The sequence below is a fragment of the Achromobacter sp. JCM 18799 genome, assembly GCF_055395645.1.
The window spans coordinates 2,503,272-2,516,425 of sequence record NZ_AP043866.1 but is presented as its reverse complement, the minus strand read 5'-3'; the positions used below and the strand labels follow the sequence as shown (position 1 = coordinate 2,516,425).

The following is a 13,154-nucleotide window of genomic DNA, read 5'->3' as shown; positions in this document are numbered from 1 at the left end:
TAAGCCTTAGCGGTTGAGGTTGACGACGAGGTTGCCGTATTCGTCGGCGCGCGCCTGCTGGCCCGGCAGCACGACGGTGGTCGAGCTCATTTCCTCGATCACGGCCGGCCCGTCCAGGGGCACGCCCACCGGCAGCAGGGCGCGGCGCAGGATGGGCGTGTCCACCCAGCCCTCCCCTTCGAAGTACACGTTGCGGCGTTCCTTCAAGGCGCCGGCCACGCTTTCGCCGCCTTGCACGCGGGCCAGGGGCGCGCGCGGCACCAGGCCGGTGGCGCGCACGCGGCAATTGACGATCTCCACCGGACGGCCGGCGGCGTCATAGCCATACTCGCGCACGTGCGCCGCGCTGAATGCCGCCACGAACGCATCCAGCGGCATCAGTTGCATGCCGTCCAGCGGCACGGCGATCTCGAAGTTCTGGCCCTGGTAGCGCGCGTCGATCACGGCGGACAGGCGCTGCTCCGAGTCGCCCACGCCTTCGCTGGACAGCCAGGCGCGCGCCTTGCCGGCCAGGGCTTCCAGCGCCTGCCGCACGGCGGTCCAACCGTTCGCGGTGGCGTGCGCCATCAGCGTCTGCACGAAGTCCATGGAAATGTCGGACAGCAGGATGCCGCGCGCGCACATGGTGCCGGGTTCTTGCGGGATCAGCAGGGTGCCGATGCCGCAATCGCGTGCCAGTTCGGCGGCATGCAGGCCGCCCGCGCCGCCAAAGGCGCAGAGGGCAAACTTGCGGATGTCGTGACCCCGTTCGGTGGAGACCGCGCGCACCGCGCGCGCCATGTTGGAGTTGGCGATGCGCAGAATGCCGTAGGCGGCTTCCTCCACGCTCAGCCCCAGCGGGCGGGCGATCTGCGCCTCCAGCGCCTCGCGCGCCTGGCGCGCATGCACGGCCATGCGGCCTTCCAACAGCGCGACCGGGTTCAGTCGGCCCAGCACGACGTGGGCGTCGGTGATGGTCACGACCTGGCCGCCGCGGTTGTAGGCGATGGGACCAGGGACCGCGCCCGCGCTCTGCGGGCCGACCTTCAGCGCGCCCGCGTCGTCGATGCGCGCGATGCTGCCTCCGCCCGCGCCGATGACGTGCACGTCCACCATCTGGGTCTTGACCGGATAGTCGGCCACCAGGCGGCTGGAGGTGAACAGCGGCCGCAGCTCGGCCACCAGCGACACGTCGGTGCTGGTGCCGCCCACGTCGAAGGTGATCAGGTTGGGCAGGCCCGCCACGCGGCCGAGTTCGGTGGCGCCGATCACGCCAGCGGCCGGGCCCGACACGCAGGTGCGCACCGGCGCCGTCAGCACCGATTCCACGGACATCAGGCCGCCGTTGGAATGCACCGTGGTCGGCTCGGCTGCCACGCCCATGGCGCGTACCGAACTGACCAGGCTGCGCATGTAGCCGGCCATGCGCGGGCCGACATAGGCGTTGAGCGCAGTGGTGGACATGCGCTCGTACTCGCGGAACTCCGGCAGAATTTCGCTGGAAACGCTCAGGTAGACGCCCGGCAGGTGCTCGGCCAGGATGTCGCGGGTGCGGCGTTCGTGCGCATCGTTGCGGTAGCTGTGCATGAAGCAGATGGCGACCGATTCGACGCGGGCTGCGGCCAGCTCGCGCGCCACTGCCACCACCTCGTCTTCGTCCAGCGCCTGCAGCACCGAACCGTCCGCGCCGACGCGTTCAGTCACTTCGAAGCGCCACTCGCGCGGGGCCAGCGGCTGCGGCTTGGTGACGTTGTAGTCGTAGAGATGGGGGCGTGTTTGCCGGCCGATCTCCAGCACGTCGCGAAAGCCGCGCGTGGTGACCAGCGCGCAGCGCGAACCCCTGCGCTCGATGACCATGTTGGTGGCCACCGTGGTGCCGTGGCCCACGTGCGCGAGTTCGGAGCCGGCGATCTCGTGTTCGCGGATCAGATGGGCCAGGCCCGTCTGGATGGCCTCGGCCGGATCGTGCGGCGTGGAGGGCACCTTGAAATAGTGCAGTTCACCGGAGTGCTCGGCAAGCAGGGTGAAATCGGTGAACGTGCCGCCTACGTCGAAGCCGACGCGAAAACGGCGGGCGCCCGGGGCGGATGCGGTCTGGGTCACGCTGGTCTCCAGGATGCTGGCGCACAAGGCGCCGGGAGTGGGATGACCAGAATGCTATTGATGCACCATCATTCGGTCCAATCAAAGATTGGTATTAGTGATTATCACTGGCGTGAATGATTTATCAGTACGGATGGGACTCCGCCGGCTGCGCCTGGTCGAACACCATCCCCTGCGCCTGGCAAACCTTCAGGATTTCCTCGCGCAGCCAGCGATGCGCCGGAATGTTGTCCGAGCGTTCGTGCCAGATCAGGTTGACGGTTCGCTGGGCGAAGGGAAAGGGCGCCTCGACGGCTTCCAGTAGATGGCTGTAGGGACTGTTGCGCACGGTGTTCAGGGGCACCACGCAGATCAGGTCGGTTTCGGCCAGCAAGCGCGGCGCCAGCGCGAACTGGTTGATGGTGAGCACCACATTGCGCTTGTAGCCGTGGGGCGCGAGCTCATGGTCGATCAGGGTCGGCGTGCCCAGCAGGCTGACCATCAGGTGCCGCGCGCGCAGGAAGCTGTCCAGCGTGAAGCGCGGCAGCGCCAGCAGCGGATGCCCTTTGCGCATGGCGCAGACGTAGGTCAGCGTTTCCAGCGGCAGGGTGCGCAGGGACGAGCCGAAGTTCGAATACACGCCCGCCGCCATGTCGACTTCGCCTTTTTCCAGCAACACGCCGGCATTGTCCAGCGAGTAGGGATGCAGATGGATGCGGACATTGGGCGCCACCGTCTGCTGCTCCACGAACAGCGGCCGGATGACCTGGTCCGCCACGTAGTCGGACATGGCCATGCGGAACACGGCCTCGGAGCGCGCCGGATCGAAATCGTTGCGTTCCAGTGTGTCGGCGATGCGGGCCAGCGCGTCGCGGATTGGGGGCCACAGGAGTTCGGCGCGCTGCGTGGGCAGCACGCCGCCCTGTATCTTCACGAACAGCGGGTCCTTCAAAGTCAGGCGCAGCCGGTTGATGGCATTGCTGACTGCGGGCTGCGTCATGTGCAGCGCAGAGGCCGCACGCGTGACGTTGCGTTCGGTCATGACCGCATCAAAGATGCGTAGCAGGTTCAAGTCCATCGAGGTCAGCATCGCAGTCTCAGATGATTATCAAAATTGGTGATAGAGATCTATTTTAATTGTTGATTAGCCATATAACGCGGGACCGCTTAATCTTCCCCCGGTGCAAGCGCAGTCGATACACCACGAGGGGAAATCATTGATGGTCAAGCATCTGAAAACTCTGGCCGCTGCCTGTCTGGCGGCCGGGATCGCCGCGCCCGCGATGGCCGCGGACGCCTATCCCAGCAAGCCGATCACGATCGTCCTGCCCTACGCAACGGGCGGGTCGGCCGACATGCTGGCGCGCTTCGCCGCGCAAGCCCTGCAGACCGAGCTGGGCAAGCCCGCCATCGTCGAGGCCAAGCCGGGCGCGGGCGGCGTGCTGGGTACCGAGTTCGTCTCGCGCGCCGAGCCGGACGGCTACACGCTGGCGCTGACCGCCAGCGGCACCATGGCCGTCAATCCCTACGTCTACAAGCTGCGCTACAAGCCGCTGGAAGACTTCAAGCAGATCACGGTGCTGGTCGACCTGCCTTTCGTGGTGGTCACGAACAATGAATTCCCCGCCAAGAACCTCAAGGAATTCATCGACTACGGCCGCAAGAACCCGAACAAGATCACCTTCGGCAATGCCGGCCTGGGCACCCAGCAGCACCTGACCCAGCTCATGTTCGCGCGTGCCGCCGGCATGCAGGTCAACATCGTGCCCTACAAGGGCAGCAGCCCGGCCATGAACGATTTGCTGGGCGGCCATATCGATGCCGTGCTGGACAACACGGGTGTACAAACGCCCTTCATCAAGGCCGGCAAGGTGCGGCCCTTGTTCGTCACCAATCCGGAACGCGTGGCGGCCTTGCCCGATGTGCCCACCGCGCCAGAAGCCGGCTTGCCCGGGTTCTCCGCGGTCGCCTGGTTCGGCCTGGCCGCGCCCAAGGGCACGCCGGACGAGATTGTCGACAAGATCCAGCAGGCCCTGGCGCGCGAGTTCGCCAAGCCGGAAATGAAGCAACGCCTGCTGGACCTGGCGATGATCCCGCGCGTGTCGACGCCGGCTGACACCACGGCGCGCGTAAAGAGCGATTTGGAAACCTTCGGCAAGATCGCCAAAGAGGTCGATCTCAAGCCGATGTGACCTCCGGGCGCGCGGCATTGTGCCGCGCGTTTGCAGGGCCTATTGCCTGCGGTTCTCGATCTCCAGCTGCCGCAGGTATTCCGCGCCCGTGCGCATCCTCACATATTCGGCGTGGCGCTGGCGGTACTTGAGGCTGAAGACATCGGGTTTCTGCGACCCGCGGTAGAGATCTGCCATGCCCGAGCGCTTCCACAGCGCCAGATCGGCGCGCACTTGCGCGCGGGTCTTGGACGCGGCGGCGGGCGGGGACGGCGGGTAATCCAGGTCGCCATAGGTGACGAGGCCGGCGTTCTTTGCCTGCGCCAACTCGAGCTTGACCTGTTCACGGGTCATCGGCTCGGCCTGGACGGCCGGGGCCGCGACGGCGACGGAAACGGCGAGGATCAACAGGGTCAGACGGTTCATATTTTCTCCATGCTTCGAGGGGCGTGGAGAAATTCTAGGCAAGGGGCGCCGACAGAATCCGGGCAGGCGGATTAGGTTTCTGTAATGTCGGCCGCCGCGATGCTGAAGCCTATGGTGGTGGTCCGGTTGGCCGACCTGGCGTAGCTGCGGCCGCCGTGCATGCGCGCGATCGCGGCGACGATAGCCAATCCCAGCCCATGATGGTTGGCATCGAACTCGCGCGCGCTGTCGCTGCGGTAGAAGCGGTAGAAAAGCCGCGGCAGATGTTCTTCCGGTATCGGTTCGCCCGCGTTGCGCACCGAGATCAGGATTTCGCCAGCGCTGCCGGGCTTGATCTCGACCTCGATCACGCTGTCCGGAGCGGCATAGCGTACGGCGTTCGAGACCAGGTTCGACACGGCGCGCTGAAACAGGGTGCGATCGACCTGCGCCGACGCATCGCCTACCACCGCGATATCGACCCCCGCGTCCAGGGCCTCGGCCTCGTGGTACTGCGTCACCTCCTGGACGATGGCGGCCAGGCTGGCTTGCCAGCTGCCTCGCGCCTGCGCGCCGCGGTCGGCCTGCGACAGGAACAGCATGTCGTTGACGATGCTGGAGAGGCGCTGCAGTTCTTCCAGGTTGGAACCCAATGTTTCGCGCAAGGCCTGCGGCGACGGGCGCGTGCTCAGCGCCAGCTCGGTCTCGCCGATCAGCGTTGCCAGCGGCGTGCGCATCTCGTGGGCTACGTCGGCGTTGAATCCCTCCATCTGCACGTAGGCGCGCTCCAGCCGCTGCAGCACCGCGTTGAACTGGCGCACCAGGGGCCGGATCTCGCAGGGTTGGCCGCTTTCGTCCAGCCGTTCGCCGATGCGGTCTGGAGACAGTTGCGCGGCCTGCTTGCCCAGCGCATCCAGTGGCGCCAGCCCTCTGCGCACCAGCAGGGTTCCGACCGCCGCCACGACGATGGCTCCGGCCAGGGCGCAGGCGAACAGGGTCCAGGCCAGCGCCTTGCGCAGGAGGATATCGCTGGAGATGTCCAGCACCAGCTCGGCGTTCATGGCGTCGCCGGGCCCGCCGGGGAAGGGCAGCGTGAAGGCGATGCGCCGCTCATGCGTGAAGTCGTTGTCGCCGGCGATGGGGCTGCCGTAATAGACCTTTTCGCCGTCGATCTCCAGCACCAGCGAGAAGTCGGGGCGGCCATAGAAGAAGTCGCTGAGCTTGTGGCGCAGGCGGGTGGAGTCCTGGCTGGCGGCGTTTTCCTCGACCAGGTGCCGTACGACTTCGACCTTCTGCTGCAGCAGCGCTTCCTGGCGGCTGGCCAGGTTGAGGTTGGTCGCGTAATAGACCGCCACGCATACCAGGCCGAGCGCAATGAAGGTCTGGATCGCCAGCCAGCGCGACAGCCAGCGATGCAGCGATTTGGGGCGCTGCCCGGGCATCAGTCGCTCCGCGGTTCGAGCACGTAGCCCATGCCGCGCACGGTGTGCAGCAGTTTCTTGTCGAAGGGTTCGTCGACCTTTCCGCGCAGGCGGCGGATCGCGACTTCAACCACGTTGGTGTTGCTGTTGAAGTTGATGTCCCACACCTGTTCGGCCAGTTCCAGTCGCGACAGGACTTCGCCCTGCTTGCGCATCAGCAGGGCCAGCAGGGTGAATTCCTTGGCGGTCAGGTCCAGCCGCACCCCATCGCGGCTGGCGCGCCGGCGCAGCAGGTCCAGTTCCAGCCCGTCGATGCGCAGCACGTTCTGGGCAATGGTCTCGGTCTGGCCGTGGCCGCTGCGTCGGCCCAGCGCCAGCACGCGAGCCAGCAGTTCCGACAGGGCGAAAGGCTTGGCCAGGTAGTCGTCGGCGCCGTCGCGCAGGCCCTTGACCCGGTCTTCGAGCTTATCGCGCGCGGTCAGCATCAGGACCGGGACGCGGCTGGTCTTGCGGATCTCGGCCAGCACCGAAAAGCCGTCCATGGCGGGCAGCATCACGTCCAGCAGGACCAGGTCGTACTGGCTTTCACGCACCAGATGCAGTCCGGTGACGCCGTCCAGGGCCACATCGACCACGTAGTTGTGTTCGGTCAGCGCTCGCCGCAAGTACTCGGCGAGTTTTTTTTCGTCTTCGATTACGAGTACTTTCATGTCAGCGGAAATAAAAAGAGTGCGCGGAAGTCCTCGGATGCTGCGTCTATTCTAGGCGGAATCGTTCTGCGGGAATAAACGCAAACAGGGCGGCCCAGCCGCCCTGCGCAGCGCTGGCGGGCACGCGGAGCGCGTGCGCCACGGGCCCGGCGCTCAGCCCGGGGTGTAGATCTCGTCCAGGCGGGCGCGTTCGGCCGGCGTCATGGCTTCCAGCTCCGCCATGGCATCGGCGCGGGTGCGGGAGGTGCCTTGCTTGGCCCAGCCCGGCTTGGCGGCGTTCAGATTGGTCAGGAACCACTGCTTAGGGTCGGACTTGGCCACGGCCAGTTCGGTCTTTACTTCGTCCCGCGTCTTGCCGCTGGCGGCGTGATCCGGCGCGATGGCGTAGCCGATCTCGGTGTTGGTCTGGTGCCAGGTGCTGGATGCGCTGGCGGCAAAGGGAAGGGCAAGGGCGGAACCCAGGGCGAGGACAGCGGAAATGGTTTTGATCTTCATGGATATCTCCCAGGTTGAGCGCGGCGCCGGTCGCGGTGTTGCGTCAGGCGCATACACGCTGTTTGTGTAGCGACGGTGACACTCTACGGACCCATGCCCGTCAATTCGCCGACGCCCTGATTACGTTTTCGTAAGGCCGCGAACCTTACGGAAATGTCATTTTTCTGTCGCTCGATTGACGAACCCGCCTGGATACATTGCCGGCTCGCCCTTTTCTTGGTTGAACCATGCATGTATCCGTCCTGCCGCTGACCCTGGCGGCCCTGATGATTGCCGCGTCTGCTTCTGCGTCCGCCCAGGACGCGGCCGCGGCCCGAATGCCTGCGCCGGCGCAGCAGAGCCAGAACGGCGGCGTGCTGACGCTGGAGCGCGCCCTGGCCGCGGCGCTCGAGCGCAATCCCGGATTTTCCGCGGCGAAGAATGAGGCCGCGGCGAGCGAGGGCCTGCTCACGCAGGCGGGCGCGCTGCCCAACCCTTCCATCGATGTGAGTGTGGACGACACGCAATCGGCCACGCGCACCACCACCGCCATGTTGAACGTCCCGCTGGAAACCGGCGGTAAGCGCGCCGCGCGGGTCAAGGCGGCGGGGCTGTCCAGGGACCTGGCGCGCCAGGGCGTGGCGGACACGCGGGCCGGCCTGCGGGCGGCGGTCATAGCGGCCTACTTCGATGTGGCGGTGGCGCAGGAGTCCGTGCGCGTGACGCGCGGCACCGTGGATATCGCCAGCGGCGCCTTGCGGCTGGCGGAGAGGCGCGTGGCCGCCGGCAAGGCGCCGCCGCTGGAGGGCAGCAAGGCCCAGGTCGCCCTGGCCAATGCGCGCATCGAGGCGCGCGCGGCCGAGGCTGCGCTGCTGGGCGCGCGTCGCAAGCTCGGCCTGCTCTGGGGCGAACCGGAGCCGGCCTTTGCCAGCGTGGGCGCGGATCTGAACGCACTGCCGGAACGGGCGTCGATAGACGAGCTGCGGGCAGGCCTGGCCGCATCGCCCAGGATGCAGGGCGGCAAGCTTGCCGTCGACCTGGGGCAGGCGCAGCTGGAGGTCGAGAAGAGCAAGCGCTGTCCCGACATTACGCTGAGCGCCGGCGTGGCCCGCGACAACGAAGCGGGCCGCGACAAGGCCCAGCTCGGGGTGTCCATTCCGCTGCCGATCTTCGACCGCAACCAGGGCAATGTCTACGCCGCCACCATGCAGGCCTACAAGGCACAGGACCAGTACCGCGAGCTGGAGTCCGGCCTGATGGGAGAGCTGCTGCAGGCCGTGACCCGTTTCGATCTGGCGGCGGGCTCCGCGCGCGAGTACCGCAGCGCGGTCCTGCCTGGCGCCACCCAGGCCTACGAAGCTGCGCGCAAAGGCTTCGAGGCGGGGAAGTTCGGCTTTCTGGAAGTGCTGGACGCGCAGCGCACCCTCTCCGACGGAAACATTGCCTACCTGACGGTGCTGGCATCCGTGTACCAGGCTTCCGCGGATATCGACCGCATTCTTGGACGTTGAAACGAGCATAAGAAATGGCAAAGCACAAGAACAAGCAACCCCCCAAGATGTGGACCGCGGCCGGCCTGTGCGCGGCGCTGCTGTTGGCGCCCCTGTATCCGGCGCAGGCGGCGGGCGAGGCCGACCACGGTCATGCCGAGACGGAACAAGGCGCAGAGGCGCCGCAGGAACAGGAAAAAATCGCGCTCACGCCCGAGCAGGTCGCGGTGGCCGGCATCAAGTCCGAGGTTGCCGCGCCTGCCGCGCTGGCGACATCGGTGCAGTTCCCCGGCGAAATCAAGTTCAATGCGGACCGGACCGCGCACGTGGTGCCGCGCATGGCCGGCGTGGTGCAAAGCGTATCGGCGGACCTGGGCCAGCAGGTCAAGAAGGGCGAGCTGCTCGCCGTCCTGTCCAGCTCCGCGCTGTCCGAGCTGCGCAGCGAATGGCTGGCGGCGGCCAAGCGGCGCGACCTGGCCGCCCAGACCCACAGGCGCGAACTGCGCCTGTGGCAGGAAAAGGTGTCCGCCGAACAGGACTACCAGGCGGCGCGCACCGCGCTGCAGGAGGCGGAAATCGCCGTGCAGAACGCGGAGCAGAAGCTGCGCACCGTGGGCGCCGAGCCGCGCTCCAAGGACCTGGGCAGCCTGGAGATCCGCGCGCCCTTTGACGGCGTGGTGGTGGAGAAGCACATCGCGCTGGGCGAAGCCTTGCCCGACAACGCCAGCATCTTCACCTTGTCGGACCTGCGCACCGTCTGGGCCGAATTCGTGATCGCGCCCAAGGACTTGCAGGATGTACGCGTAGGCGAAGCGGCCAGCGTGAGCTCCGCCGCCTTCGCCGGCAAGGCCGAGGGCACGGTGTCATACATCGGTTCGCTGCTGGGGCAGCAGACGCGTACGGCCACCGCGCGCGTCACGTTGGAGAATCCGGACATGGCCTGGCGTCCAGGGCTTTTCGTTTCCGTCGACGTGGTCACGCGGATGTCGGACGCCGCGGTGACGGTGGCATCCGACGCGGTCCAGACCATCGACAACGAGCCTGCCGTGTTCGTGGAGGTGCCTGGCGGCTTTGTGGTGCAGCCGGTGAAGCTGGGCAAGGCTTCGAACGACCGGGTCGAGGTGCTGTCGGGGCTTGCCCCCGGCACGCGTTATGCGGCGGAGAACACCTTCGTCCTCAAGTCGGAGCTGGGCAAGGCCGGCGCCGAGCACGCGCACTGAGGCGGAGCGGAACATGTTTGAACGTTTGATCCGTTTCGCCATCGAGCAGCGCTGGCTGGTGCTGTTCGTCACCCTGGGCATGGCCGCCATCGGCGTCTACAACTATTCCCGGCTCGCCATCGATGCGGTGCCGGACATCACCAACGTCCAGGTCCAGATCAATGCCGGCGCGCCGGGGTATTCGCCGCTGGAAACCGAACAGCGCGTCACCTATCCGATAGAGACGGTGATGGCCGGCCTGCCGGGGCTGCAGCAGACGCGTTCGGTGTCGCGCTACGGCCTGTCGCAGGTGACGGTCATCTTCAAGGACGGCACCGACATCTATTTCGCCCGCCAACTGGTGAACCAGCGCCTGCAGGAAGCGAAGGAGAACCTGCCCGAGGGCGTGACGCCCATGATGGGGCCGATATCCTCGGGCCTGGGCGAGATCTACCTGTGGACGGTGGAGGCGCAGGACGACGCGAGGAAGCCGGATGGCTCGCCCTACACCCCCACGGACCTGCGCGAGATCCAGGACTGGATCATCAAGCCGCAGCTGCGCAACATTCCAGGCGTCACGGAGATCAATGCCATCGGCGGCTACGCCAAGGAATACCAGGTGGCGCCCAGCACCGAGAAGCTGGCCTCCTACGGACTGGCGCTGACCGACATCATGGCCGCGCTGGACAGGAACAACGCCAACATCGGCGCGGGCTACATCGAACGCAAGGGTGAGCAGTACCTGATCCGGGCGCCGGGGCAGGTCCGTTCCATGGACGACATCCGCGACGTGGTGCTGGCATCCGTGGAGGGCCAGGCGATCCGGATACGCGACGTGGCCGAGGTGTCCATCGGACGCGAGCTGCGCACGGGGGCTGCCACCAGCAACGGCGAGGAAGTGGTGCTGGGCACCGTGTTCATGCTGTTGGGCGAGAACAGCCGCTCGGTGTCCCAAGCGGTGTCCGTCAAGCTGGAGGCCATCAACAAGTCGTTGCCGGCCGGCGTGCAGGCAGTGACGGTCTACGACCGCACCACCCTGATCGACAAGGCCATCGCCACCGTCAAGAAGAACCTGCTGGAAGGCGCGGCGCTGGTCATCGTCATCCTGTTCGTGTTCCTGGGCAACATCCGCGCGGCGTTGATCACGGCGATGATCATCCCGCTGTCCATGCTGTTCACCTTTACCGGCATGGTGACCTACAAGGTCAGCGCCAATCTGATGAGCCTGGGCGCGCTGGACTTCGGCATCATCGTCGACGGCGCAGTGGTCATCGTGGAGAACTGCGTGCGGCGCCTGAGCCACGCGCGGGCGCACCATGGCAGGCCGCTCACGCGCAGCGAACGCTTCCACGAGGTGTTCGCGGCCGCGCGCGAGGCCCGCAGGCCGTTGCTGTTCGGCCAGTTGATCATCATGGTCGTGTACCTGCCGATCTTCGCCCTGACCGGGGTGGAGGGGCGCATGTTCCATCCCATGGCGCTGACCGTGGTGCTGGCGCTGCTGGGGGCGATGATCCTGTCCGTGACCTTCGTGCCCGCCGCCGTGGCGCTGTTCATGGGGAACAACGTCTCCGAAAAGGAGAATCGCCTGATGGCCTGGGCCAAGCGCCGCTACGAGCCCCTGCTCGACGTGGCGCTGCGCCGTACGCCGCTGATCCTGGCGGGAGCAACCCTCTTCGTAGTGTTGAGCGGGGTGCTGGCGGCGCGCATGGGCAGCGAGTTCATCCCCAACCTGAACGAAGGCGACATGGCGATCCAGGCATTGCGGATCCCCGGCACCAGCCTGACGCAGTCCGTCGAGATGCAGAAGCAGCTGGAGACCCGGTTGAAGCAGAAGTTCCCGGAGATCGAGCGCGTGTTCGCCCGCACCGGCACAGCCGAGATCGCGTCCGATGCCATGCCGCCCAGCATTTCCGATGGCTACATCATGCTCAAGCCGACGGACCAGTGGCCCAGCCCCAGGAAGACCCGCGCCGAGCTGTTGGCGGCGATCCAGAAGGAAGCCGACCAGGTTCCCGGCAACAACTACGAGTTCTCCCAGCCCATCCAGCTACGCTTCAATGAGCTGATCTCGGGCGTGCGCAGCGACGTAGCGGTCAAGGTGTTCGGCGATGACAACGACGTGCTGAACCGTACGGCGGCGGAGATCGCCGAGGTCTTGCAGACGATACCGGGCGCCTCGGAAGTGAAGGTCGAGCAGACCACTGGGCTGCCGATGTTGACCGTCAACATCGACCGCGCCCGGGCCGCGCGCTACGGGCTGAGCATGGCGGATGTCCAGGACACCCTGGCCATCGCCGTGGGCGGCCGCGAGGCGGGAACCTTCTTCCAGGGCGACCGGCGCTTCGACATCGTGGTGCGCCTGCCCGAGGCCGTGCGCGAGAACCTGTCCGCATTGAAGAAGCTGCCCATAGCCCTGCCCAAACAGGACGGGCAGGCGCAGGCCGCCTACATCCCTCTGAGCGAGGTCGCCACCTTCGACCTGGCGCCGGGCCCCAACCAGATCTCGCGCGAGGACGGCAAGCGCCGCATCGTGGTCAGCGCCAACGTGCGCGGCCGCGACCTGGGCTCGTTCGTGTCGGAGGCCACTGCCGCCATCGGGCAAAAGGTGCAGGTGCCCGCGGGCTACTGGACCTCCTGGGGCGGCACCTTCGAGCAACTGCAGTCCGCGGCCAAGCGCCTGCAGATCGTGGTGCCGGCGGCGCTGGTGCTGGTGTTCGCGCTGTTGTTCGCGATGTTCGGCAACGTCAAGGACGGGCTGCTGGTGTTCACCGGCATTCCCTTCGCGCTGACGGGCGGCGTGATCGCCTTGTGGATGCGCGGCATCCCCCTGTCCATCACCGCGGCGGTGGGCTTCATCGCGCTGTGCGGGGTGGCGGTGCTGAACGGCCTGGTGATGCTGTCGTTCATCAGCGGCCTGCGCGTAGAGGGCAAGTCCGTGGCCGAGGCCGTGCGCATCGGGGCGCTGACGCGGCTGCGTCCGGTGCTGATGACGGCGCTGGTGGCCTCGCTGGGCTTCGTGCCGATGGCGATCGCCACCGGCACGGGCGCCGAGGTCCAGCGCCCGCTGGCCACCGTGGTGATCGGCGGCATCATTTCTTCCACCATTCTCACGCTGCTGGTCCTGCCGGCCCTTTACCGCCTGGCGCACAGGAACGACGACGCCGACGAACTTGAACTGTCGAAACCGGCCTTGGCCCGGGAGTAGGTCCCCTACGGAGCCGAT

Annotated in this window: 10 protein-coding genes; 4 read left to right on the top strand and 6 right to left on the bottom strand. The window is 66.7% G+C overall.

The window, feature by feature from the left end; genetic code table 11:
• Window positions 1-6 precede the first annotated feature (6 nt).
• Together ACZ5YA_RS11920 and ACZ5YA_RS11915 are read right to left on the bottom strand one after the other, a co-directional pair.
• Entirely contained in the window at window positions 7-2,082 is a 2,076-nt protein-coding gene (locus ACZ5YA_RS11920; RefSeq protein ID WP_464092567.1) for a hydantoinase/oxoprolinase family protein, read from the bottom strand.
• A 124-nt stretch (window positions 2,083-2,206) separates the two neighbouring features.
• Window positions 2,207-3,151: a LysR family transcriptional regulator gene (locus ACZ5YA_RS11915; RefSeq protein WP_059371854.1), complete on the bottom strand. Its 945-nt coding sequence runs from the start codon at window positions 3,149-3,151 to the stop codon at window positions 2,207-2,209.
• Window positions 3,152-3,281: 130 nt separating this feature from the next.
• Here ACZ5YA_RS11915 and ACZ5YA_RS11910 point away from each other — a divergent pair, with 130 nt between their 5' ends.
• Window positions 3,282-4,253 (top strand): Bug family tripartite tricarboxylate transporter substrate binding protein, encoded by a 972-nt coding sequence (locus tag ACZ5YA_RS11910; protein WP_464092566.1) that lies wholly within the window; start codon window positions 3,282-3,284, stop codon window positions 4,251-4,253.
• Window positions 4,254-4,292: 39 nt separating this feature from the next.
• Here the strand turns inward: ACZ5YA_RS11910 and ACZ5YA_RS11905 are convergent, their stop codons facing one another.
• The 4 genes from ACZ5YA_RS11905 to ACZ5YA_RS11890 form a co-directional block, all read right to left on the bottom strand.
• On the bottom strand, window positions 4,293-4,658 hold the full coding sequence (locus tag ACZ5YA_RS11905; protein ID WP_118933225.1) for a DUF4148 domain-containing protein: 366 nt from the start codon (window positions 4,656-4,658) through the stop codon (window positions 4,293-4,295).
• A 71-nt stretch (window positions 4,659-4,729) separates the two neighbouring features.
• A complete protein-coding gene (locus ACZ5YA_RS11900; RefSeq protein ID WP_059371857.1) occupies window positions 4,730-6,079 on the bottom strand; it encodes a heavy metal sensor histidine kinase in 1,350 nt (449 codons plus the stop codon).
• On the bottom strand, window positions 6,079-6,768 hold the full coding sequence (locus ACZ5YA_RS11895; RefSeq protein WP_013395300.1) for a heavy metal response regulator transcription factor: 690 nt from the start codon (window positions 6,766-6,768) through the stop codon (window positions 6,079-6,081). Before ACZ5YA_RS11895 ends, ACZ5YA_RS11900 begins: the two co-directional genes overlap by 1 nt.
• Window positions 6,769-6,921: 153 nt before the next feature.
• Window positions 6,922-7,263: a DUF4148 domain-containing protein gene (locus ACZ5YA_RS11890; RefSeq protein WP_118933224.1), complete on the bottom strand. Its 342-nt coding sequence runs from the start codon at window positions 7,261-7,263 to the stop codon at window positions 6,922-6,924.
• Between the two features lie 227 nt (window positions 7,264-7,490).
• Here ACZ5YA_RS11890 and ACZ5YA_RS11885 point away from each other — a divergent pair, with 227 nt between their 5' ends.
• Genes ACZ5YA_RS11885 through ACZ5YA_RS11875 form a run of 3 tightly spaced genes read left to right on the top strand, consistent with a single transcriptional unit; the run spans window position 7,491 to window position 13,136 of the window.
• A complete protein-coding gene (locus ACZ5YA_RS11885; protein ID WP_464092565.1) occupies window positions 7,491-8,753 on the top strand; it encodes a TolC family protein in 1,263 nt (420 codons plus the stop codon).
• 14 nt (window positions 8,754-8,767) lie between these two features.
• The gene (locus tag ACZ5YA_RS11880) at window positions 8,768-9,952 is read left to right on the top strand and encodes an efflux RND transporter periplasmic adaptor subunit (RefSeq protein WP_464092564.1); all 1,185 of its coding nucleotides are present in this window, start codon (window positions 8,768-8,770) and stop codon (window positions 9,950-9,952) included.
• Window positions 9,953-9,965: 13 nt separating this feature from the next.
• Window positions 9,966-13,136 carry a CusA/CzcA family heavy metal efflux RND transporter gene (locus tag ACZ5YA_RS11875; RefSeq protein WP_464092563.1) on the top strand — a complete coding sequence of 1,057 codons (3,171 nt, stop codon included), beginning with the start codon at window positions 9,966-9,968 and terminating at the stop codon, window positions 13,134-13,136.
• The last annotated feature ends 18 nt before the right edge of the window (window positions 13,137-13,154 follow it).